This window comes from Nonomuraea sp. NPDC049750, from assembly GCF_040659625.1.
Lineage (GTDB): Bacteria > Actinomycetota > Actinomycetes > Streptosporangiales > Streptosporangiaceae > Nonomuraea.
Map to the genome: position 1 here is coordinate 143,737 of NZ_JBFANB010000008.1, position 21,700 is coordinate 165,436.

The 21,700-nt window shown below is 69.8% G+C and carries 19 protein-coding genes; 8 read left to right on the forward strand and 11 right to left on the reverse strand.

Annotated elements, in window-relative coordinates; all coding sequences use genetic code 11:
- Nucleotides 1–46: 46 nt before the first annotated feature.
- The 6 genes from AB0J16_RS22745 to AB0J16_RS22770 are packed head-to-tail and all read right to left on the reverse strand — an operon-like array spanning nt 47 to nt 6,391.
- Nucleotides 47–1,162 carry a M24 family metallopeptidase gene (locus tag AB0J16_RS22745; RefSeq protein ID WP_358542591.1) on the reverse strand — a complete coding sequence of 372 codons (1,116 nt, stop codon included), beginning with the start codon at nt 1,160–1,162 and terminating at the stop codon, nt 47–49.
- A gap of 10 nt (nt 1,163–1,172) precedes the next feature.
- Nucleotides 1,173–2,081 (reverse strand): ABC transporter ATP-binding protein, encoded by a 909-nt coding sequence (locus tag AB0J16_RS22750; RefSeq protein WP_225301149.1) that lies wholly within the window; start codon nt 2,079–2,081, stop codon nt 1,173–1,175.
- Nucleotides 2,078–2,875, reverse strand: a complete 798-nt coding sequence (locus tag AB0J16_RS22755) for an ABC transporter ATP-binding protein (protein WP_358542594.1) — start codon at nt 2,873–2,875, stop codon at nt 2,078–2,080. Before AB0J16_RS22755 ends, AB0J16_RS22750 begins: the two co-directional genes overlap by 4 nt.
- Complete coding sequence (locus AB0J16_RS22760) at nt 2,872–3,747, reverse strand: ABC transporter permease (RefSeq protein ID WP_358542597.1); 876 nt, start codon at nt 3,745–3,747, stop codon at nt 2,872–2,874. The genes AB0J16_RS22755 and AB0J16_RS22760 overlap by 4 nt, the downstream gene beginning before the upstream one ends.
- The gene (locus tag AB0J16_RS22765; RefSeq protein ID WP_358542600.1) at nt 3,744–4,811 is read right to left on the reverse strand and encodes an ABC transporter permease; all 1,068 of its coding nucleotides are present in this window, start codon (nt 4,809–4,811) and stop codon (nt 3,744–3,746) included. Before AB0J16_RS22765 ends, AB0J16_RS22760 begins: the two co-directional genes overlap by 4 nt.
- 2 nt (nt 4,812–4,813) lie before the next feature.
- Nucleotides 4,814–6,391, reverse strand: coding sequence for an ABC transporter substrate-binding protein (locus AB0J16_RS22770; RefSeq protein ID WP_358542602.1), 1,578 nt, complete (start codon nt 6,389–6,391; stop codon nt 4,814–4,816).
- Between the two features lie 107 nt (nt 6,392–6,498).
- On the opposite strand from AB0J16_RS22770, the gene AB0J16_RS22775 reads away from it, so the two are divergent.
- The gene (locus tag AB0J16_RS22775; protein WP_357953344.1) at nt 6,499–7,134 is read left to right on the forward strand and encodes an Lrp/AsnC family transcriptional regulator; all 636 of its coding nucleotides are present in this window, start codon (nt 6,499–6,501) and stop codon (nt 7,132–7,134) included.
- A 48-nt stretch (nt 7,135–7,182) separates the two neighbouring features.
- On the opposite strand, the gene AB0J16_RS22780 is transcribed toward AB0J16_RS22775, so the two are convergent.
- Nucleotides 7,183–7,527 carry a hypothetical protein gene (locus AB0J16_RS22780; protein WP_357645519.1) on the reverse strand — a complete coding sequence of 115 codons (345 nt, stop codon included), beginning with the start codon at nt 7,525–7,527 and terminating at the stop codon, nt 7,183–7,185.
- Nucleotides 7,528–7,772: 245 nt separating this feature from the next.
- Here AB0J16_RS22780 and AB0J16_RS22785 point away from each other — a divergent pair, with 245 nt between their 5' ends.
- The 3 genes from AB0J16_RS22785 to AB0J16_RS22795 all read left to right on the forward strand — a co-directional run bounded on the left by AB0J16_RS22785 (nt 7,773) and on the right by AB0J16_RS22795 (nt 10,293).
- Nucleotides 7,773–8,801: an alcohol dehydrogenase catalytic domain-containing protein gene (locus tag AB0J16_RS22785; protein WP_358542606.1), complete on the forward strand. Its 1,029-nt coding sequence runs from the start codon at nt 7,773–7,775 to the stop codon at nt 8,799–8,801.
- A 137-nt stretch (nt 8,802–8,938) separates the two neighbouring features.
- A complete protein-coding gene (locus AB0J16_RS22790; protein ID WP_358542609.1) occupies nt 8,939–9,703 on the forward strand; it encodes a hypothetical protein in 765 nt (254 codons plus the stop codon).
- Nucleotides 9,700–10,293 (forward strand): hypothetical protein, encoded by a 594-nt coding sequence (locus AB0J16_RS22795; RefSeq protein WP_358542611.1) that lies wholly within the window; start codon nt 9,700–9,702, stop codon nt 10,291–10,293. The genes AB0J16_RS22790 and AB0J16_RS22795 overlap by 4 nt, the downstream gene beginning before the upstream one ends.
- A 56-nt stretch (nt 10,294–10,349) precedes the next feature.
- Here AB0J16_RS22795 and AB0J16_RS22800 read toward each other — a convergent pair whose 3' ends face one another.
- Nucleotides 10,350–10,508 carry a hypothetical protein gene (locus AB0J16_RS22800; protein ID WP_358542614.1) on the reverse strand — a complete coding sequence of 53 codons (159 nt, stop codon included), beginning with the start codon at nt 10,506–10,508 and terminating at the stop codon, nt 10,350–10,352.
- 11 nt (nt 10,509–10,519) lie between these two features.
- A complete protein-coding gene (locus tag AB0J16_RS22805) occupies nt 10,520–10,963 on the reverse strand; it encodes a cupin domain-containing protein (RefSeq protein WP_358542617.1) in 444 nt (147 codons plus the stop codon).
- A gap of 294 nt (nt 10,964–11,257) precedes the next feature.
- Here AB0J16_RS22805 and AB0J16_RS22810 point away from each other — a divergent pair, with 294 nt between their 5' ends.
- Nucleotides 11,258–11,863, forward strand: a complete 606-nt coding sequence (locus AB0J16_RS22810; RefSeq protein ID WP_358542620.1) for a hemerythrin domain-containing protein — start codon at nt 11,258–11,260, stop codon at nt 11,861–11,863.
- 91 nt (nt 11,864–11,954) lie between these two features.
- Nucleotides 11,955–12,656 (forward strand): hypothetical protein, encoded by a 702-nt coding sequence (locus AB0J16_RS22815; RefSeq protein ID WP_358542623.1) that lies wholly within the window; start codon nt 11,955–11,957, stop codon nt 12,654–12,656.
- Between the two features lie 125 nt (nt 12,657–12,781).
- On the opposite strand, the gene AB0J16_RS22820 is transcribed toward AB0J16_RS22815, so the two are convergent.
- Both AB0J16_RS22820 and AB0J16_RS22825 read right to left on the reverse strand, forming a co-directional pair.
- Complete coding sequence (locus tag AB0J16_RS22820; protein ID WP_358542626.1) at nt 12,782–13,996, reverse strand: hypothetical protein; 1,215 nt, start codon at nt 13,994–13,996, stop codon at nt 12,782–12,784.
- A 146-nt stretch (nt 13,997–14,142) separates the two neighbouring features.
- Nucleotides 14,143–15,723: a glycoside hydrolase family 88 protein gene (locus AB0J16_RS22825; RefSeq protein WP_358542629.1), complete on the reverse strand. Its 1,581-nt coding sequence runs from the start codon at nt 15,721–15,723 to the stop codon at nt 14,143–14,145.
- Between the two features lie 364 nt (nt 15,724–16,087).
- On the opposite strand from AB0J16_RS22825, the gene AB0J16_RS22830 reads away from it, so the two are divergent.
- Both AB0J16_RS22830 and AB0J16_RS22835 read left to right on the forward strand, forming a co-directional pair.
- Entirely contained in the window at nt 16,088–18,514 is a 2,427-nt protein-coding gene (locus tag AB0J16_RS22830) for a PQQ-dependent sugar dehydrogenase (RefSeq protein ID WP_358542631.1), read from the forward strand.
- 102 nt (nt 18,515–18,616) lie between these two features.
- Nucleotides 18,617–21,700 (forward strand): carbohydrate-binding protein, encoded by a 3,084-nt coding sequence (locus AB0J16_RS22835; protein ID WP_358542633.1) that lies wholly within the window; start codon nt 18,617–18,619, stop codon nt 21,698–21,700.

Consider the following 21,700-nt stretch of genomic DNA (forward strand, 5'->3'; position numbering starts at 1 on the left):
GGGGGCGGGCCTGGGCTCCGGAGGTGCATCCGTGTGGTGTGCGGCGTCAGTGGTCGAGGACCTGCAGGGTGTGGTGGGCGGAGCCGAGGGGGGTCGGGCCCGACGCCGTGATGGCGACCACGTCGGCCACCCGGGCGCCGAACAGGTCCGGCACGTAGATCGCGGGCTCCAGGCACAGGGTCATCCCCGGTTCCAGTGGCGTGCCGTCGCCGGGCTGTACGCGCGGGCCCTCGTCGTGGCCCAGCCCGACGCCCCGGCCGAAGTGGGCGGCGGCGTAACGGCCGTACCCGCTGCCGTCGATCACGTCCCCGACCGCCTTGGCCACGCTCTCGGCGTCGGCCGACGGCCGGGCCGCCGAGTGGAGGGCGGCGGCCCGTGCGGCGAGTACGACCGAGTACATGGCCTCGAAGTCCTCCGGCGGCTCGGCGACGGCGAACACCCGTGCCACCTCCGCGCAGTAGCCGTCCCACCGGCCGCAGAGCGACACCAGCAGCGCGTCGCCTGGGTTGATCACCCGGCTGCCGGGGAGGTGCGCGGGTCGTGCGGTGTGCTCGCCCGCGGCGACCCGCAGCGACAGGACCTCCTCGCAGCCGGTCTCCAGCAGCAGTAACCGCAGCCGGGCCGCCATCGCGCGCTCGGTGGCGCCGAACCAGGACAGCTCGCGGGCCTGGCCGAGCACCGATTCCGCGGCCACGACGGCGCGCTGGACCGCCTCGATCTCGTGCGGCCGCTTGCGCAGCCGCAGCGGCGCCAGCACGGCCGTGGCGGGCACCAGCTCGGCCTCGATCGCGAGGCCGAACAGCTCGCGGACCCGCATCTCCGGGTCCACGCCGACGCGCCGCGCGGCCCGGGGTACGAGCGGGACCGGGTCGGCGGTCTCGGCAGCCGTGTCCAGGGTGACGACGAGAAACCCGTCGCCCTGCCCGCCCAGGAACCTGAAGTCGGGCGATGGCCGTAACACCAGGGCGTCGACCTCTGCCTCGGCCATCGCCCCCCGCACGGCCGTCAGGATGGACTCCGGGCTGGGCTGCTCCAGGATGGGAACTGCGATGGGATCCGTGGTGGGCTCCAGGGCAGGGTCCGTGGTGGGTTTCAGGGTCGGTTCCGGGGTGGGTTCCAGGACCGGTCCCTGGGTGGGTTCCGTTACGTCGGGGTCCGTCACGTCGGGTCCGTCACTTGGGCTCGTGCAGCCAGCAGGCGACCGGTCCGAAATCGGGCTCCTTGTCCCGGCACACGTCCATGACCTGCGGGCAGCGCGGATTGAACCGGCACCCCGCCGGCGGGTCGGCCGGGTCAGGCACGTCGCCGGGCAGTTCGGCGGGCAGCACGCCCATCCCGTCGGGCTTGGGAATCGCGCGCAGGAGCGCCTGCGTGTACGGGTGCCGGGGGTTGGCCCACACCTCGGCCGTGTTCCCGACCTCGACGATCCGGCCGAGGTACATGACCGCGATCCGGTCGGCGATCAGCCGCACCACCGACAGGTCGTGGCTGATGAACAGTAGCCCCGCCCCCGAGTCCACGGCCAGGTCGCGCATCAGGGTGGCGACCTGCGACTGGGCCGAGGCGTCCAGCGCCGAGATGGGCTCGTCGCCGATCAGCAGCCGGGGCCGGGCCGCCAGCGCCCTGGCGATCGCGATGCGCTGCCGCTGGCCGCCCGAGAACTCGTGCGGGTGTCGGCTGACGAAGTCGCGCGGTAGCCCGACGCGTTCCAGCAGGTCGGCGGGCGCGGTGGCGGTGTCGCCGGAGGTACGGAGTCCGTCGGCGATCTGGTCGCCCACGCGGCGGCGCGGGTTCAGCGACGCGTACGGGTCCTGGAACACCATCTGGATGCCCGTCAGCTTGCGCCGCCGCAGCCCGAGCGGCGTGACCGGCTGCCCGTCGAACGTGATCGAGCCCTCGGTGACGGGGTTCAGCCCGCAGACGGCGCGGGCCAGCGTCGACTTGCCGCAGCCGGACTCGCCGACCAGGCCGACGACCTCGCCGGGCCCGACGGACAGGCTCGCCCCGGCGACCGCCCTGACGATCGGGCGCCCGGGCGAGCGGTGCTCGACGACCAGGTCGTCGATCGCCAGCAGGGTCATGAATCCTCCGAACGGGGAGCGGGGTCGGACCCGGCGTCGGGTAGCGAGTCGAGCAGGGAGCGGGTGTACGGGTGGGCAGGTTCGCGCAGCACCTGGCCGCGCGGCCCCGTCTCCACCACCAGGCCGTCCTTCATCACGCTCACCTCGTCCGCCACCGCCGACATGACGCCCAGGTCGTGGGTGACGAGCAGCACGGCCAGCCCCAGCTCGTCGCAGAGCCCCCGCAACAGCCGCAGGACCCCCGCCTGCACGGTCACGTCCAGCGCGGTCGTCGGCTCGTCGGCGATCAGCACCTTGGGGGAGCAGGCCAGCGCGATGGCGATCGCGACGCGCTGCCGCATGCCGCCCGAGAACTGGTGCGGGAAGCGCCCGTACGCCTCCTCGGCGCCGGGGATGCGTACCTTGCCGAGCAGTTCGACGGCCCGCCGCCGGGCCTCCCGCTTGTCGACGCCGAGGTGGTGGCGCATGTGCTCGGTGAGCTGCTTGCCGATCGTGAGCATCGGGTGCAGGCTCGTGGCCGGGTCCTGGAAGACCATGGCCACTTCGCCGCCGCGTACCCGGTTCAGCTCCTTCGGCGGCAGCGTGAGCAGTTCGCGGTCGCCGAGCGCGATGCTGCCGGTGGTCCGCGAGCCGTGCGGCAGCAGCCCGAGTACGGCCAGGCCGGTCATCGTCTTGCCGGACCCGCTTTCGCCCGCCAGCCCGTGCACCCTGCCCTCCTGGAGCGACAGGTCCACGCCGCGCAGGATCTCCTTGCCGCCGATGGTGACCTTCAGGTCGGTGATGTCCAGGGTCACAGCGCACGCTCCTTGATGGCGCGGGCCGTACGGGGGTCGAGGGCGTCCCGCAGCGTGTCGCCGAGGAAGTTGAAGGCCAGCACCACGGTCAGGATCGCCAGGCCGGGGAAGGTCGCCACCCACCAGCTGTCGAAGACCTCCACGCCGGAGGCCACCATCGCGCCCCACTCCGGAGACGGCGGCTTGGCCCCGAGGCCGAGGAACGACAATCCGGACAGCAGCAGCAGCGCGGTGCCGATGTCGAGCGTGGCCAGGACGAGCACCGGGCCCGTCACGTTCGGCAGCACGTCCACTCGCAGCGAGCGCCAGGCCGAGAAGCCCAGCAGCCGCCCGCTCAGTACGAACTCCCGCTCCCGCACGCCCAGCACCAGCCCGCGCGTCACGCGGGCGTAGGCGGGCCAGGCCACGACGAGTACGGCCAGCACCGCGTTGGTCAGGCTGGCCCCGAGCGCCGCGGCCACCACCATGGCCAGGATGACCGTCGGGAACGCGAACACCAGGTCCGCCACCCGCATGATCGTCTCATCCACCCATCGGCCGAAATATCCGGCGCAGGCGCCGAGCAGGCCGCCGATCAGGACCGACAGTGCCACCAGCATCAGCGTCAGCGGGATCGACACCCGCGCGCCGTGCATGACCCGGCTGAGGATGTCCCGGCCGAGCTGGTCCGTACCGAACCAATGGCCTGGTCCGGGGGCTGCCAGGCGCGGCAGGTCCTGGGCCAGCGGGTCGTGCGGCGCGAGCACCGGCGCGGCCAGCGCGATCACGAGCCAGGCGATCGCGATCACGCCGCCGACGATGGCCAGCGGTTGCCGCCAGGCATGGGGGAGCCGCCCGGTCAGGCCCTTGCGGGCCAGGGGATCCCGATTCACTGAAGCCTCACTCGGGGATCGATGACGCCGTACAGCACGTCCACGATCAGGTTGATGACGAGGTAGACGACGCCGACCACCAGCCCGACGCCCATGACGGCGGGCAGGTCGAGGGTGGTGGCGCTCTTGTAGGCGTACTGGCCGACGCCCGGCCAGGCGAAGATCGCCTCGACCAGTACCGTGCCGGACAGCAGGCTGCCGAACGCCAGGCCCGCGACGGTGATGATCGGCACCAGCGCCGAGCGCAGCACGTACCGGAACAGGATCGTCCGGCCAGGCAGGCCCTTGGCGCGGGCGGCCCGCACGTAATCCTGGCCGAGCACCTCCAGCACGGCCGAGCGGGTGAAGCGGGTCAGCAGCCCGATCGTGTACAGGGCCAGCACGAGGGCGGGCGTGATCAGGTGGCCGACGGCCGAGCCGAAGATGTCCCACCGGCCGGCGAGCAGCGCGTCCACCGTCTGCAGGCCGGTGACGGCCGGGGCGGTGCCCAGCGCCGCGTCGACCCTGCCGCTGCCCGGGGTGATCTGCAGCCGGTAGAAGAACACGTAGAAGGCCACCAGCGCCAGCCAGAATGTCGGCACCGAGATGCCGATCAGGCTCAGCACCCGCAGCGCGTGGTCCGACAGCCGGTCCCTGCGCAGCGCGGCGATCACACCGAACGCCACGCCGAGCACGAGGGAGACCAGGATCGCCGCCCCGGCCAGCTCCAGCGTCGCCGGGACGAACTCGGCCAGGTCCTGGCTCACCGGCCGGTGACTCTGCTGGCTGGTGCCGAGGTCGCCGTGGACGACGCCCTGCAGGTGCAGCAGGTACTGCTCCCACAGCGGCTTGTCCAGGCCGTGCTCGGTGCGCCACTGCGCCACGATGGCCGGGTCGCCCAGGGCCCGCTGGCCCAGGTTCGCGGCCACGGGGTCGCCGGGCACCAGATTCGTCAGCACGAACGTCACCAGCGTGATGCCCCAGGCCAGCAGGAGCGCCATGAGGATCCGCCGGATCAGGAACCGGGCGAGGGGATGCGCCCCGCGCCGCCTGGACGGGCGGGGCGGGGCGGGGGTGGCGGGCATGCCTACTTCGCGCCGAGGTCGGCGACGTCGACGGTCCAGACCGGGTGATACTCCAGGCCGGTCACCGAGGCGGCCGTCACGATGTTCTGGCTCGGCTGGATCAGCGGGATGAACGGGCCCGAGGCGTTCAGCTTCGTCTGCACGTCGGCGTACGCCTGCTTGCGCGCATCGTCGCCGATCGCGACCGCGGCCTTCTCACCCGCGGCCTCGATCTCCTTGGCCGCGCCGGCCTTCCAGCCCGCCCGCAGGCCCACCGTCTTGCCCGGCAGGAAGGCCAGGTAGTCGCTGGGGTCCGGGTAGTCAGGGCCCCAGTACCACAGGCCCATCTCCTCCTTGCCGTTGCGGTAGTTGTCCAGCGCGGTGGTGACCGGCGCGGGCTGCAGGTCCACCGTGATGCCGACCTCCTTGAGGTTGGCCTGGATCCGCTCGGCCAGCGGCTGGAACGACAGGCCGTTCACGGTCAGCTCGCTCGGGTACTCCAGCTTCACCGTGGGGTTGGCCACGCCGCTGGCGGCCAGGGCCGCCTTGGCGCCCTCGACGTCGCGCTTGGCCGCCTGGTCGGCGGGCAGCGCGCCCAGCAGCTGCGACGGGATGACGCCGGGCGCCTGCGTGGAGCCCTCACCGGCCAGTTCGAGCAGGCCCGCATAGTCGACGCCCTTGCGCACGGCCTCGACGAACTTGGCGTTCGGCGTCGTCTTGCTGACCTTGTCGTCCTGGTTGGCCAGCAGGAAGATCACGTTGGCCGAGGCGGTCTTCTTGACCTGCAGCGTCGCCGGCATGCCGGTCACCTGGTCGCCCGACAGGTTGAGCGCCACCTGGCTGTCGCCGCGCTGGACGTTCAGCTTCTGCGTGGCGGACTCGACGTTGCGGATGACGACCTTGTCGTAGGCGGGCTTGGCGCCGTAGTACTTCGGGTTCGCCTTCAGCACGACCTGGCTGCTCACGTTGAACGACTCGATCGTGTACGGGCCCGAGCCGGCGGAGGAGGCGTTCAGGTACTGCTCGGCCTTGTCCTGCGCGTCCGCGGTCGCGCCGTGCTGCTTGGCGAGCTTGCTGTTGATGATGCCGAGCGCCGGGTTCGGCAGGATGAACGGCAGCGCCGGGTTGGCCGCCTTGGAGGTCAGCGTGATCGTCGAGTCGCCCTCCTTGGCCACCTCGACACCGTCGAGCAGGAACGACGGGGTCCCCTTCATGTCCCGCACCCGGTTCAGGGAGAACACCACGTCGTCCGCGGTGACGGGGGAGCCGTCGGCGAACGTCGCGCCCTGCTTGAGCTTGAGCGTGAGCACCTTGCCGTCCTTGGACAGCTCGTACGACTCGGCCAGCGCCGGCACCGGCTTGGTCACGTCGGCGCCGTCGAAGGTGAGGAGCGTCTCGTAGATCGCCTTCTCGACGGTCAGGCCGGTCGGCTCGTACGTGCGCCCGGGGTCGGCCGTCTTGAGGTCGAAGGACGTGTCGATCACCAGGGTCTTGCCGCCGCCGCTCTGGGCGGCGGGGGTCTGGGAACCGCCGCTTCCGCAGGCGGCGAGGGCGAGTGCACCGGCGAGCAGCACAGCCGCCGTCTGCGAGCGGGTCGCCATTGAGTCCTCCAGTTGGACGGTTGGCCGAAAGATGTCGAGGATTGTCGGGCAGAACGTCCAGGCACTGTGCGGTCGCTGAGACGTATATAAATGGGCTGGGGGTAACTATGAGTGAAATTTCCAGGAATGGTGCCAGCGGTAGCGGTCAGCCTGGACGGATCGGCATCGGCCTGGAGCTCGACGCCGTCCACCTGAAGATCCTCGAGGTCCTGCGGGAGAACGGCAGGATCTCGGTCTCGTCACTGGCCGAGCGGGTGGGTATCTCCCGGGCCAACGCCTACACCCGCTTCGAGGCGCTGCGCGCCGACGGCGCGATCAAGCGGTTCACCGCCGAGATCGACCACGTCAGGACGGGGCTCGGCATCACCGCGCTGATCTTCGTGACCGTCCGGCAGCAGATGTGGAAGCAGTTCAGGGCCGAGCTGGCCAGGATGCCCGAGGTCGAGTACTGCGCGATCACCACCGGCCAGCACGACGCGATGATCCAGGTACGGATGTCGGACGTGGCCGAGGTCCACGCCATGGTGACCGATCGGCTGGCCAACATCCCGGCCGTGAAGGCGACCGAGACGGTCTTCATCCTGGACGAGGTGCTCAGGCGGCCGTACGTGCTGCCCAGCGACCGTGACAAGGCCCGTCCCGCACGGCGGGCGGCCCAGGAGGCCCCTGGCGACGTGCCGCTCGGCAAGATGCGCTTCGTCGGCGCCGCGGAGGGAAGGGCCGCCCTGCGCAAGGACGGGTAGGTCAGGCGGAAGGATGGTCAGGTCAGCCGGTGCTGAGGGGCCGGAGGATCAGCCGGTGACGACCTCGGTGCACACGCTGACGTGCCGGGTGTCGTCGCCCTCGAACTGGAACTCCTCCACCAGGCGCAGCCGTCCGTCGGCCTCGGTCTCGATGCGGCTGTTGCTCTGGCCGCCCGCCTTGCCCCCGGCCTTGAGCGCGTGCGCGTAGGCGATGGAGACCAGGTCGCCGTCCCTGGTGCCGACGAAACGGCCGTGGGTGACGGTGTCACCCGTGTAGCTGCCCCACACCACCCCGTCGGCCTCCCAGTAGTCGAACGCGGTGGGCCGCTCCTGGTCCACCACGCTCGCCGTCGAACTCACCATCACGAATCTGCGGCCGTTGAGAAGGTTCACGCCGCCCATGCTCCCGATGTTTCCTGACACGGAGCGTCAGGCTGGACGTTTCTCGCCGAACGCCGAGATCTCCTCGGCGATCCGTCCAGCCGCCGGGCCCGCGAAGCGGGCCTTGTCAGGAATCCGACTCTGCCGGCCGAGGTTTACCAGGGGTCGGACAAATGGTCAAAGCGTCTGGTGGAACGATGGACTTGTGACGGCCGCGCCGAAGGTCGCCGCGTTCCATGAGACGAAAAGGAGACGCCATGTCTTCTTCGGCCACACACCGTTCCATGCAGGTCGGCGAGCCTGGCGGGGACCTGTCCCTCGTCCGGGCGGACACCCGGGAGCCGGGCCCGGGCCAGGTGCGGATCACCGTCGAGGCGTGCGGGGTGTGCCACTCCGACGCGTTGATCACCTCCGGCCACATCCCGGGCACCACGTTCCCCGTCACAGCGGGGCACGAGATCGCGGGACGCGTCGACGCGGTCGGCGACCACGTCACCGGCTGGTCCGTCGGTGATCGGGTGGCGGTCGGCTGGTACGGAGGCAGCTGCGGCCACTGCGACGCCTGCAGGCAGGGAGACGGCATCCTGTGCCCCGAGCTGCAGGTGCCGGGTGCCGCGTACGCGGGCGGGTTCGCCGACTCCGTCGTGGTGCCGGCCGTCGCCCTGGCCGCGATCCCGGACGAGCTGACGGCGGTGGAGGCCGGGCCCCTGGCCTGTGCCGGCGTGACCGTGTACAACGCGCTGCGCCACAGCTCCGCGCGTCCGGGCGACACCGTGGCGATCCTCGGGGTAGGCGGCCTGGGGCACCTGGGCGTCCAGTTCGCCGCGAAGATGGGCTTCAACACCATCGCGCTGGCCCGCGGTCCCGACAAGGCGCCGCTGGCGCACAAGCTCGGCGCCGCCCACTACGTCGACAGCGCCACCGCGCCGGTGGCCGACGCGCTACAGGCGTGCGGAGGAGCGAAGGTGGTGCTGGCCACGGTGACCAACGCCGAGGCGATGTCCGCGACCATCGACGGCCTGGGGCCCCGCGGTGAGCTCATCGTCGTCGGCGTCGACATGGAACCGCTGCGGGTCACGCCCCTGCAGCTGGTGGCGGCGGCCAGGCGGGTGTACGGGCACGCTTCCGGCAACGCCGTCGACATCCAGGACACCATGAGGTTCGCCGCCCAGAGCGGTGTCCGGGCGTGGACCGAGGAGGTCCCGCTGGAGGAGGCCCGGGCGGCGTTCCAGAAAATGCTCTCCGGCCAGGCCCGCTTCCGCATGGTCCTGACCACCGGGAACTGATCGACCATCGCAGCGGAAACTCCGCCCGACCGTTACCGATCGGTTACGTACCGTACCGCAATCTATCCCCTGAGTAGTCATGCGGTCTGTGATAGTAATGTCACGCTCGGTGTTCGGTGGGGATTGGGGAGATCCTTATGCTGCAATACGTAATCGCGGCCGTGGCCGCGGTGGGTGTGGTGGCGCTGGCGGCCACCCTGTTCAGGCTCACGAAGAAGGGCAGCGACGACAACGACGCCGGCGGACCGTCGGCCGGCCACGCGGGCGCGATGCTGTCCGCCCTGTTCCTCCTGGTCTTCGCCATCGCGATCATCGTGCCGTGGACCACCGCCGACTCCGCAAGCCAGAACACCCACACCGAGAGCCAGGCCGCCGTCGAGGCCTACTGGTCGGCGTCCGGCCTGCCGGGCACCGCCCCCGACGTGGTGCGCGCCGGGCTGCGCGACTACATCACGTTCGTCGTCCGGGACGAGTGGCCCGTCATGCAGCGCGGCTCGATGGATCCCGTCGGCACGGAGCGGCTCGACGCGCTCCGGGCCCGCGTCGCCGCGCTGCAGGTGACCGCCGACCAGAAGGAGGCCAAGACCGCGGTGCTCGACCACCTCGCGGCGATCGCCTCCGCCCGTTCCCAGCGCACCGCCGACGCCGCCGCGACGCCGCCCGACGGGCTGCTGGCCCTGACGATCCTCACCGGCCTGCTGGTCGTCCTGTTCCCGTTCCTGGCCGGAGCGCGGCCGACCGGGCTGGCGGTCCTGCCGCTGCTGGCGATGGCCGCGATGCTCGGCTTCGGCGTCTACCTCACCTGGGACATCTCCCACGCCTTCGACGGACCGCTGGCCGTGGGGCCGGAGGCGTACAAGGGCGCGCTGCAGGAGTTCGCCCGGATAGCCGGAGGCGTGTGACCGTGGGGGCCTGGCGCATGCCGCTGCTCCTGGCGGGCACGCTGTTGGCGCTGTCCGCGAGCGCTCCCGCCGCGGCCGATCCGGATCCGGGCGACGTGACGGTGAAGGTCGGCGTCGAGGCGACCGTGTGTGTGGACGTGCCGCTGGTGAGCGTACACATCGGGAAATGCGCGGCGCCGGCGGCGCAGCCGCCGACCGTGGTGAAGCCGCCGACCGTGGTGATCGTGAAGCCGCGCCCCGTCGTCACTCCGAAACCGCAGCCCGTGGCCACCCCGAAGGTGACGCCCAGGGTGCGGGTGGTGATCACTCCCCGCCCCGCGAAACCCAAGCCGACTCAGCGGCCGACACCCAACCGGGTGCGGGTGCCCCACATCGCACCCCAGCCGGTCCGCGTCAAGCCGGCCAAGCCGACGCCGAAACCCACACCGACCCTCAAGCCGACGCCCAAGCCCCCGGTCGCCTTTGTACGCGCCCATCGCGCCCCGCCACCGCGCCCGCGGAAGAACCCGCTGGGCACCGTGCTCCTGATGGTGGTCCTCACGACGGCCATCGCGTCCACCACGGCCGTGGCGTTCGCCTCCGTGCGATAAATGACCGTCTGGCGACGCCGGAGGCGGAACCGAAACCGGTTCCGCCTTCTTGGCTTTCAGCGTGCGGTGGTGAACAGGAACGCGCAGTCCTGTACGGCCTCCACGCGGTGGCGGCGTTCAGGCATGACCAGCAGATCGCCGGGCATCCCGTCCCAGGACTGGCCGCTGTCCGCCTCGCGGGCAAGCGTGAGCTGATCGCGAACGAGGGCAGTCAACGAGACCTTGGTCATGACTGTGGGGCGCGACGGTCTCGCCGAGCTTCCAGCTCTTCCGGGCTGACCGGGATCAGCATCGGCTGTCCAGGCGCGCAGAACATCGTCACCACGAACTGCGACTCCTCGTCGGTGAGGTGGTTGCCGTCCTGGTAGTGGATCACGTCTCCACCGGGCTCCCAGAACGCGTCACCAGGCCGGAGAACCCGCACAGGTTCGCCTTCGAGCTCGAAGTTGACGGCGCCCTTGATCACGTAGCCGTACGCGGGCCCGGAGTGCCGGTGAGGCGGCGCACCCGGGCTGTTCGGCGGCAGCGTGACCCGGAGCGTCATCGCTTCGGCCCCCTCCGGCGCGGCCGGCGCCCCCGGTACGGTGCCGACGACGTCGATCTGCGGCGGTGGCCCGCTCTTGTCGGGGTTCTCCAGGTGGTGGGCTTGAGCGTGATCGGTGCTCATCATGATTCCTTCCCGGAAGTGGCCGGCTCGATCCGGCCGTTCACCAGCTCAGACAAGACAGCGCCCCGATCTGTGACAACGCTCCGAACAGTGCGTCTGTCTCATCCGCGCAGTTCAAGAGGCACGTTGGTATTTGCCGGGGGCCCGGCCAGCCGACGCGGCGCAAGCCCGGCGCGGCGGATGGCGCGCGTAGCTCGGCGGCCAGCGTCCAAGAAGCGCAAACACCTGGTCCGTTGTCCGTCAACTTCGCGTACGACCGGCCTTGCCGGGTACCGGGGGCGCCAGAGAGGGGGAGCCATGACATTGGACGCCATCAGCATGATCAAGTCAGACCATCGCGACGTGGAGCGGCTTTTCGGTCGGCTCAAGAAGGACACCGAGGATCGTCCGGCCCTGCTAGCCGAACTGGCCGCCAAATTCGTCGCTCACTCCAGGGGGGAGGAGGAACTGGTCTACCCGGAGATCGCCAAGGCCGTACCCAGTGAGAAGGACCAGGTCCGAGAGGGAGCGGAGGAACACCACCAGGCCGAGCGGATGCTGCTCCAACTCCTGGACGTCGACACCGACACGGAGCGGTTCGACAAGCTGCTGGACGAGCTCGTTCTGGCAGTCGCGCACCACGTTCAGGAGGAGGAGAGCGAGATCCTCCCAGCGCTCAAGAAGGCGGTTTCCCGCGAGCGCCTGGAGGAGCTCGGCCGAGCCTTCAGCGAACGCAAGGCACAGGAGATCCAGCACGGTCTTCCGGTGGGGAGCGGTAACAAATCGAGGAAGCAGAGCCGAGGATCCAAGGAACCGAGCAAGGAGGATCTGTACCACCGAGCTCAGGAGGCCAAAGTCCCCGGCCGCTCGTCCATGACCAAGGAAGAGCTCACCCGGGCGCTGCAGAAGAGCGGTAAGGCCTGATCAGCGCGTGGGCCGCCTCGCGAGATTGGGACCTTTGACCCTGCCAGGCGCAGCGAGGGCGCCGAATAATGGCAGGTGGGAGGTGACTTCGATGAAAGAAAGTCATGAGCTCCGCTGGGGTGGAGTGGCAGGCGTCGTGGCCATAGTGGTCGCGATCATCGGGCGCCTGATAATGGGGAACGCGCCGCAGATCACGGAATCCGCGATGACGATCTCGGGGTATCTGGTCGAGCGCCGGGCCCAGGTTCTGGCGGCGGCACTGCTGTACGCCATCGCGACCGCGCTGTTCCTGTGGTTCGGCGTGGCGCTGGCCACTGCCTTCCGCCGTTCGGACGAGACCAGTGACGCGCCCGCGATGGTGCTCGCGGGGTACATAGTTCTCGCCGCCACCGGATTCATCGGCATATCCGTGTTCGCCGGGATGACCTACGCGGTCACCACGCATCGGCCGCTGCTGGCCATCGCCGCGGCGCCGTACATCTCGCTGACCGTGATGGACGCCATCATGGGAATCGCGCTGGCCGTGCCGTTCGCGGCCTCGGCCGCCGCCATCATGCGCACGCACGTATTTCCGCAGTGGATGGCCTGGTGCGCCATCATCGTCGCCGTGGTCAGCGTCCTGGGCGCGTTCACGGTCGCGATCACCGGCGGTCCGCTGGCGCCGGGCGGCGCGTTGGTGGCGTTCGTGCCCGGAGTGCTCACCGCGCTGTGGGTGCTGGCCGCGAGCTGGCTGCTCATCCGCGAGCATCTGCCGATCCCGAGCGCCGGGGTGAGGCCGGTGATGGGCCACTAGCCACTGGCCACACGCCACTGGCCACCGCCACCAGCCACCACGCCGGGTGCCTGACCATGCTGGATCTGATCATCCGGCATGGTCAGGCACCCGGCGAGCGGCGATGGAGCTTTGGGCGAGCTCGCTCAGTCTCCGTGCAGGCCGTCGGGGTCGCAGTAGTCGACCTCGTCCGTGGGCCTGAAGTTGGACACGATGATCTCGCGTTTGAACCGGCCGCCCTTTGGTACGTCCTCGGCCGACACCTCGTACGTGAACTGCTGCATCGTACGAAGCCGGGTGCCAGCGATGACGATCGGGCGCCGGACCAGGTAGATGGCCGCCCACGGGCAGCAGTAGTAGCTGCCGTACGGCTTGCCCCCGGCGTCGGTGGCGTAGGTGATGGCGCCACTGGTGAACGCGGCGTCGATCTCGGCCTGGATGCGCAGGGTGTGGGCCGCGTCGGGGTCGTACTCCCACATCTCCTTGATCGCTTGCCGGGCGCGGGGATCCGCCTGCCAAACGCCGCGCTTCTGCGGGTCGGTCAGGCACCAGGGGTCGAAACCGCGGGGGTTCACCGGCGGCGTCGCGACGGGAGGCACGGCCCGTCTCGCGTCCGCCCCTTTGTAGTCGGCGATGAGCTGCGGCATCGCGGTCAGCTGGCCGAGGTGGTAGTAGATCTCCAGCGCCCGCTGCAGCCGCTGCTCGATCGCCTCGTGCATCCGCGGGTTCGGGTCGGTGTCCAGCAGTCCCTCGGCGTAGTCGGCGGCGGTCGCGGCCTCGGCGACGAGCTGCCTGAGCCGCCGCAGGGCGTCCATGTGCCGGTCGGCGTCGGCGACCGTCTTCTCGAAGACGCCGAGCGCGACCTCGGCGTGCTGGCGGATCGCGCGGGAGGCGGCCAGCATGCCGTGCAGGTGCGGCAGCGGACACGGATCGGCCTCGGCCCACTCCGGCAGGTCGGCCGGGAGGAGTAATTCCTGCTCCCCCAGGTAGCCGGGATTGCCCGCCGCCTGCCGCGCCCGCGATACCCACCCTTCGACCTGTGCGAAGCACGCGCCCACCTGCCGGGCGGTCACCGGCGGCACGAATCCGGAGGTGCGAGGGTCGGCGGTGTAGTCGGCGTCCAGCAGGTGCTCGCCGATGGCCTGGAGGACGAACGCGTTCCACACGCACAGCAGTTGCCCGGCGGCCCCCTGCGGGCCGTGCCACAGGTTCACCCCCTCCAGGGCCAACCGGCCCCGGAGGCTTTCGGCCTGCTCCAGCTCGGTGTACACGATCCCGCCTGCCCGCCGGTACGCCTCGAGCTCGTCGGCCCGGACCTCTCCCTTCAAGGCAGCGGCCATCCGTGTCATCAATGTCGCCATGCGATCCCCCATCCCCATCCCCGTGCGCCGTCCGTCGTAGCGTAAGTCGGATATGGGGGATGATCCCCGGGTAGCAGGAACATTTTGATCACGACTCGGCTCCTGGGATCGACGCGTGCGCGCCGGTCCCAGGAGCGCCGTGCGGGTCAGCTGCCGGGGCCGACGCGCATCATCTGCTCGTTCATGATCAAGAAGGCGCCCAGCCCGTGGAAGTCGTTCACCGGCCGCCCCCGGTTGAAGTAGTAGCTGAGCGAGTCGCTGGCGTTGGTGCCCTCGCTGACGTCCACGAGGTTCGTCCGCCCGTCCTGGCCGAGTGAGATCTTGTTCAGCACCCCCTGGTAGCCCCGGTCGGCGTTGGCGCGGTAGGAGGCGTCCACGTACCCGCGCTCGACCGCCTTCGAGATCGTGTACGTGTACATCGCCGAGCAGGACGTCTCGGTCCAGTTGGCGGAGTTCGTCGTCTCGGTGACCACCTGGAACCACCGTCCGGTCGCCGGGTCCTGCCAGCGGGCGTAGGCGGGCACCAGGTCACGGATGATGTTGATCAACGCGGTCCGGCGCGGGTGGTCGGCCGGGATGAGGTCGAGGATGTCGATCGTGGCCATGCCGAACCAGCCCATGGCCCGGCACCACGAGATCCCGTTCGTGTTGCCCAGGGACGGCTTCACCCAGGAGGCGGTCAGGCCACCGGGCTCGTCGTAGGCGTGGTAGAGCAGCCCGGCCGCCGTGCCCGAGGTGCGGCGCAGATGGCTGTGATAGACCTCGATCTGCTTGGCCGGCTCGGCGCTGGTGAAGGTGTCGCCCGCGACCCAGGCGCCGTAGCGGGCCAGGAACGGATCGGCCATGTAGACACCGTCGCCCCAGAGCTGGCCCTGCCGCGAGTCGGAGGTGGAGTGCCACCAGCCGCCGTCGGAGGTGCGCGGGTAGGTGTTCAGCCGGGTCCGGATCTTGGTGGCGGCGGTGCGGTAGCGGGCCTGGCCCGTCTCTTTGAACAGGGCCAGCAGGACGTTACCCGCCTGCATGCTGTCGAGGTTGCCGAAACTGTTGGAGATGTTGCCCGAACTGTCGACGAACCGGTCCGTCCAGTCCTTGATGTACTGCAGGTAGCGGGCGTCACCGGTGCGCTGCCAGACGAGATACTGCCCCCACAGGTATAAGCCCTGCGGGTAGCTCCAGCCACCCAGCGAGCTGGGGGTGAAGCGGGCCATCGTGGAGTCGACGACGGCCTTGGACCAGTCGGTCCCGCCGCCCGTGGTGCCGTCGTCGACGGTGAGCGAGTCGACGTTCGGGCCGCCGTTCGCGGTCGTCGCGGTGGCCCGTACGGTGTTCGGGCCGGCGACCAGCGAGGCCTGTACGGTCACCGTCCGCCAGGTGGTCCAAGCCCCGGTGCCGGGGAAGGACAGGCCGGTCGCGATGGTCGTGCCGTTGAGGGAGATGCTCATCGGCCGGTCCACCGTGGTGCCGTTGGCGTACCGCAGGATCAGCCGCACCTGGCGCGCCTGCGGTGAGTCGGTCGCCCATTCGACCGACGAGCCGGTCACGTTGTCGTAGTTGACGAAACCGGTGCCGGTGAACCCGGCGTGGTTGGATTCCACGACGCCTTGCGAGATGGTGGCGTTCTCGGCTTCGTGGAGCGTGGCCGCGGCGACGGCCGCGGGCACGGGCTGGATCAGCAGGGCACCGAGGGCCACCACGGCCACCACTCGATGTCGGATTCTGAGGGGCAAGGGACTCTCCTCACGCTGGTGAGCGTCACAGGTAAGACATCCTAGGTCTCACCTGTGATCTTCTGACCTGTGATGTCTCTCGGCTGTCCTGAGTGCGGTGAAGTGCCTGGCGCGCCTTCGAGTGCGTCGAGAGACAGATCCAACCTTTCGCCTGTCGCATAGCCAAACATCCTGGCTCTCTCCGTGTCCAGGCGTCAGGACATCCGATCTCTGCTCCGGATGACCATAAGTAGGGTTAGGAAAGTTTCCTAAAGATTGGATCGTTCCAAGATCTAGAATCTGTTGACGGTTGTGACTATTTGTGGGAACACGATGAAAAGCTCCAATCTCTCGCCGAGATACCACCCCCCGCAGGAGTGATCGAATGAACTTACGCAGGTACCGCGTCCTCGCCGGTGTCCTCGCGCTCTTCGCCGGGGCGCTGACGGTCGTGGCCCCTCCGGCCGCCGCGGCGCCCACCCGATACGAGGCGGAGAGCGCCACGATCTCGCAAGGTGTCGTGGAGTCGAACCACACCGGTTACTCCGGCACCGGCTTCGTCAACGGTGACAACGTCGCCGGATCCTCGGTCGAATGGACCATCAACGCGCCCAGCGCGGGCACCGCCACGCTGGCCTTCCGCTATGCCAACGGCACCAGCGCCAACCGGCCGAGCGACATCGCCGTCAACGGCACCGTCGTCGCCGCGGCGCGGGCGTTCAACGCCACCACGAACTGGGACACCTGGGCGACGGTCACGCTGACCGCGCCGGTCGTCGCCGGCACCAACACGATCAAGGCCACCGCCACCACCGCGGGCGGCAATCCGAACTGGGACTACCTGGAGGCCGAGGTCGCCTCGGGCTCGAACTTCACCGACTACCAGGCGGAGAGCGGCACGATCTCGCAAGGCGTCGTCGAGTCCAACCACGCCGGTTACACCGGCTCCGGCTTCGTGAACTACGACAACGTGGCCGGCTCCTACGTCGAGTTCGCGGTGAGCGCCGCGACCGCCGGGCCGCAGACCCTGACCTTCCGCTTCGCCAACGGCACCACCGTGGACCGGCCGATGAGCGTCACGGTCAACGGTACGACCGTCGCGGCCAGCCAGTCCTTCCCCAGCACCGGCGTGTGGACCACGTGGCAGGAGATCAGCGTCAACGCCACGCTGAACGCCGGCAATAACACGATCAGAGCCACCGGCACCACCGCCAACGGCGGCCCGAACCTCGACCGGCTGCGCGTCAGCGGCCCCGGCGACACCGAGAAGCCGACCGCCCCGGGTCAGCCGGTCTGCAGTGACATCACCTACAACAGCATCCGGCTGGACTGGCCGACGTCGAGCGACAACGTCGGCGTCGTGGCCTACGACATCTTCCACCAGGGCACCCAGATCGCCACCGCGCCCGCGCCGCCGTACACGGTGACGGGGCTGAATTCCGACTTCCCGTACCAGATCTCGGTGTTCGCCCGGGACGCGTCCGGGAACGTGTCGCTGAGCAGCCCGGAGGCGAACTGTCGCACGCTGCCCGCGCCCGCGGACAACCCCCCGTCGCAGCCCGGCCAGCCCACCGTGACCGGCGTGCAGCCCACCTCGGCCACCGCGACCTGGACCGCCTCGACCGACGACAACGGCGTCCGCGCCTACCTGATCCGCGACCACGCCACCGGCACCGTGCTGCAGACGGTCACCGGCACGCCGCCCGCGACCAGCGCCAGCGTGCCGCTGGAGTGCGCGCACACCTACACGCTCGACGTCGTCGCTCGTGACAGCGCCAACCAGCTGTCCACTCCGAGCGCGGCCTCCGCGTCGTTCACGACCGGTAGCTGCGGCACCGTGCCGCAGACGCCGACCACGATCGCCGGCGGCTGGGACATCCCGTGGGACATCTCCTGGGCGCCCGACGGCTCGTACGCGCTGGTCACCGAGCGGGACTCGTTCAAGGTATTCAAGATCACCCCGTCCGGCACCAAGACGCAGGTCGGCACCGTGCCCAACGTGGTGACCACCGATGGCGAGGGCGGCCTGATGGGCCTGGACTTCTCGCCCACCTGGAACGGCACGACCGACCAGGAGGTGTTCTTCATGCACACCGCCTCCGAGGGCAACCGGGTCGCGAAGATGAACTTCAACGGCACCACGCTCAGTGGCTACAGCGCGATCCTGCAGGGCATGATCGACAAGAACCGCTATCACAACGGCGGCCGCATCAGGTTCGGTCCCGACGGCTACCTGTACGTCACCACCGGTGACGCGCAGAGCAGCAGCAACGCGCCCGACCTCGACTCGCTCAACGGCAAGATCCTGCGCATCACCAAGACGGGCGCGGCCGCTCCCGGTAACCCGTTCGGCACCCGCGTCTACAGCTACGGCCACCGCAACCCGCAGGGCCTGGCGTGGGACTCGGCCGGGCGGCTGTGGGAGTCGGAGCTGGGCAACTCCTCCAGGGACGAGCTCAACCTGATCCAGCCGGGCAAGAACTACGGCTGGCCCACCTGCGAGGGCACCTGCAGCACCACCGGCATGACCAACCCCAAGTACACGTGGAGCGTCTCCGAGGCCTCGCCCAGCGGCATCGCCATCGTGAACAACACGGTGTTCATGGCGGCGCTGCGCGGCCAGCGGCTGTGGCGGATCGTGCTCAACGGCGAGAACGTCTCGACGGTCAACTCCTACTTCAACAGCACCTACGGCCGGCTCCGCGCGGTGGAGAAGGTGCCGAACGCCAGTGCCATCTGGTTCGGCTCCACCAACTCCGACAACAACGGCAACGGTGACGCCGACGTGATCAGGCGCTCCAACATCCAGTGACGCACGCTCCCTCACCAGGCGGCCGCGCTTCGGCGCGGCCGCCTGCCACCCCCTGCGGGAGCAGCTCCCGAAGCACCCCGAGTAACTGGAGAACCTCGCGTGATGGAACCTGACGACAGTGAGAGTAAGCCGACGCGCCGGGTGGTGCTGGGCGGCGCCTTCGGCACCCTGGCCGCGGCCGCGCTGACCGGCACTACCGCCGTCCCCGCCCATGCCGAGGCGTCGGCGGCGCCCTGGGCGCTCGACGTCCGGATGACCTCGGACGCCCAGTGGGCCGCGTTCCTGAGGGAGCAGGACCTGCTGTGGGCCAAGCTGCCCACACTCTGGCACGAGGGCCCGTTCCTGGGCGACGGCCTGCTCGGCAGCATGATCTACAAGGAGCCGGACGCCAACAAGATCCGCTTCACCACCCAGCACGGGCGGGTCCAGGACCACCGGCCGGAGTTCGGCAGCGGGTTCGGCACCTGCCGGCTGCCCGTGGGCCATCTCACGCTCGACCCCGTCGGCACCATCACCGCCGTCGACTGGCGGCTGAGCCTGTGGGACGCCGAACTGACCGGCACCGTCACCACCTCGTCGGGGAAGATCACGTTCACCGCGTTCATCCATGACGAGACGTTCGTGGCCAGCGCCTCGGTAACGGGCGGTGAGCAGGTCCGGTGGACCTTCCACCCGGAGGTGGCCGACAGTCCCAGGCAGGCTTCGGAGGACCCGCCGTCCGGCTACACGCACAACCCGGCCTACACCACCAAGACCACCGGCGACGTCAAGCAGGTGCTCCAAGGGCTGGCCGGGGGAGGGCAGACCGCCACCGCCTACCGGCAGAGCGGCAACCTGCTGCTGCTGTCGGTCGCCCACAGCTTCCCGTCCAACACCGCGGCCGAGACGACCTCGCTCGGCCGGATCCAGAACGCGGGCACCTACGACACGTTGCGGGCGGCGCACCGGACCTGGTGGCACGCCTTCTACCGCAAGAGCTTCGCGTCCTTCCCGGACCAGCGGCTGCAGAGCTTCCACTGGATCCAGCTCTACAAGGTGGCCTCCGCCACCCGCGCGGGCGCGCCGGTGATGGCGACGACCGGCCCGTGGCTGGAGCCCACCCCGTGGCCCGGCGTGTGGTGGAACCTCAACGTGCAACTGGAGTACTGGCTCATCCACGGCTCCAACCACCTGGAGCTCGACTCGGTCACCAGCACGCTCGACCAGAACCGGGCGCAGCTGACCGCCAACGTGGGCAGCGCGTACCGCAGCGACTCCTCGGGCGTGGGCCGCAGCTCGGACATGTTCGCCAACCGGAGCGTCGGTACGCCCGGCAGCGGCGCCGAGGTCGGCGACCTGACCTGGGCGCTGCACAACGTGTGGCTGTCCTACCGGCACACGATGGACGACGCGCTGCTCAGGGACACGTTGTTCCCGCTGCTGCGCCGGGCGATCAACTACTACCTGCACTTCCTGGCCAGTGGCAGTGACGGCAAGCTGCACTTGCCGAGCACGCTGTCGCCCGAGTACCCGACCGTCCCGCCGCAGGACACCAACTACGACCTGGCCCTGATCAGGTGGGGCTGTCAGACGCTGCTCGACTCGGCGGCCCGCCTGGGCGTCGACGACCCGCTGAAGACCAAGTGGCAGCAGGTGCTCAGCACGCTCGTGTCGTACCCGACGGACACGAACGGCTACATGATCGGCGGCAGCACGCCGTACGCGCAGTCCCACCGCCACTACTCCCACCTTTTGATGATTTATCCCCTCTACCTGGTCAACTGGGATCAGACGGGCAACCGCTCGCTGATCGAGAAGTCGATCGTCCGGTGGCACGCTCTGACCGGCGCCCACCGGGGCTACAGCTACACCGGCGCCGCCTCCATGTACGCCATGATGCGGCGGGGCGACACGGCGCTGTCCTACCTGCTGAAGTTCTTCGACCCCTCGACGTCCTATCCGTGCCGGGCCAACACCCACTACACCGAGGCCGGGCCGGTCATCGAGACGCCGCTGTCGGCCTCGCAGTCGATCCACGACCTGCTCTGCCAGAGCTGGGGCGGCGTCGTCCGCGTCTTCCCCGCGATCCCGGGCTCGTGGCCCGACGTCACGCTGCACGACTTCCGTACGCAGGGCGCCTTCCTCGTCTCCGCCGTACGGCAGGCGGGCGCGACCCGCTTCGTCCGGGTCAGGAGCCTGGCGGGTGAGCCGCTCAAGCTCGACCACGGCCTGACCGGCACTGTCACCGCCGTGCTCGACGACGGCACTCCCGCCACGGTCTCGGACCTGGGCGGCGGCGTCCTGGGCATCACCCTGCCCAAGAACCGTGAGGTGCTCCTCTACGCGGGCGCGGTCCCGGACCTGGTCATCGCGCCGGTGCCGATCGCCAAGCCGGGCGCCGCCTGGGGTCTGCCGGGCGCGAGCACACCGCCGCCGCCGGGCCGCTACGAGGCGGAGGACGCGACGATCTCGCAGGGCATCTTCGAGAACTCCCACACCGGTTTCAGCGGCACGGGCTACGTCAACGGCGACAACGCGGCGGGCGCCTTCATCGAGTGGGCCATCCAGGCGGCAGCGGCCGGCACGGCGACGATCAAGCTCCGGTACGCCAACGGCACCACGACCAACCGGCCGTCGGCGATCGCCGTCAACGGTACGACGGTGTTCGCCACGCGTGACTACGCGAGCACCGGCACCTGGGACACCTGGGCCACCGACACCTTCACCGTGCCGGTCAACGCCGGGGCCAACACGTTGCGCGCCACCGCGACCACGGCCAACGGCAACCCGAACATCGACTACATCGAGGTGGCGACCGCCTCGGGGGGCGGCACCGACCACCAGGCCGAGGACGCCACGATCTCCCAGGGCGTCGTGGAGTCCAACCACACCGGCTTCACCGGCACCGGCTTCGTCAACCTCGACAACGTCACCGGTTCGTACGTCGAGTTCACCGTCACCGCCGCGGCCGCGGGGCCCGCCACGCTGACGATCCGCTACGCCAACGGCACCACGGTCAACCGGCCGATGGCCATCGCGGTCAACGGCGGCACGGCCGTGAACCGCGACTTCGCCGGCACCGGGAACTGGGACACCTGGCAGACCGCCACGCTCACCGTCCAGCTCACGGCGGGGGCCAACACGATCAGGACGACCGCCACGACGGCCAACGGGGGCCCCAACCTCGACAAGATCACAATCGGATAG

What these genes read in the sequence shown, in the direction of transcription:
- AB0J16_RS22775 (WP_357953344.1), top strand. Translation starts at nt 6,499, where the DNA reads ATGAGTGAAATTTCCAGGAATGGTGCCAGCGGTAGCGGTCAGCCTGGA.
- AB0J16_RS22785 (WP_358542606.1), top strand. Translation starts at nt 7,773, where the DNA reads ATGTCTTCTTCGGCCACACACCGTTCCATGCAGGTCGGCGAGCCTGGC.
- AB0J16_RS22820 (WP_358542626.1), bottom strand. Translation starts at nt 13,996, where the DNA reads ATGGCGACATTGATGACACGGATGGCCGCTGCCTTGAAGGGAGAGGTC.
- AB0J16_RS22815 (WP_358542623.1), top strand. Translation starts at nt 11,955, where the DNA reads ATGAAAGAAAGTCATGAGCTCCGCTGGGGTGGAGTGGCAGGCGTCGTG.
- AB0J16_RS22835 (WP_358542633.1), top strand. Translation starts at nt 18,617, where the DNA reads ATGGAACCTGACGACAGTGAGAGTAAGCCGACGCGCCGGGTGGTGCTG.
- AB0J16_RS22830 (WP_358542631.1), top strand. Translation starts at nt 16,088, where the DNA reads ATGAACTTACGCAGGTACCGCGTCCTCGCCGGTGTCCTCGCGCTCTTC.
- AB0J16_RS22790 (WP_358542609.1), top strand. Translation starts at nt 8,939, where the DNA reads ATGCTGCAATACGTAATCGCGGCCGTGGCCGCGGTGGGTGTGGTGGCG.
- AB0J16_RS22810 (WP_358542620.1), top strand. Translation starts at nt 11,258, where the DNA reads ATGACATTGGACGCCATCAGCATGATCAAGTCAGACCATCGCGACGTG.
- AB0J16_RS22765 (WP_358542600.1), bottom strand. Translation starts at nt 4,811, where the DNA reads ATGCCCGCCACCCCCGCCCCGCCCCGCCCGTCCAGGCGGCGCGGGGCG.
- AB0J16_RS22750 (WP_225301149.1), bottom strand. Translation starts at nt 2,081, where the DNA reads ATGACCCTGCTGGCGATCGACGACCTGGTCGTCGAGCACCGCTCGCCC.
- AB0J16_RS22770 (WP_358542602.1), bottom strand. Translation starts at nt 6,391, where the DNA reads ATGGCGACCCGCTCGCAGACGGCGGCTGTGCTGCTCGCCGGTGCACTC.
- AB0J16_RS22805 (WP_358542617.1), bottom strand. Translation starts at nt 10,963, where the DNA reads ATGATGAGCACCGATCACGCTCAAGCCCACCACCTGGAGAACCCCGAC.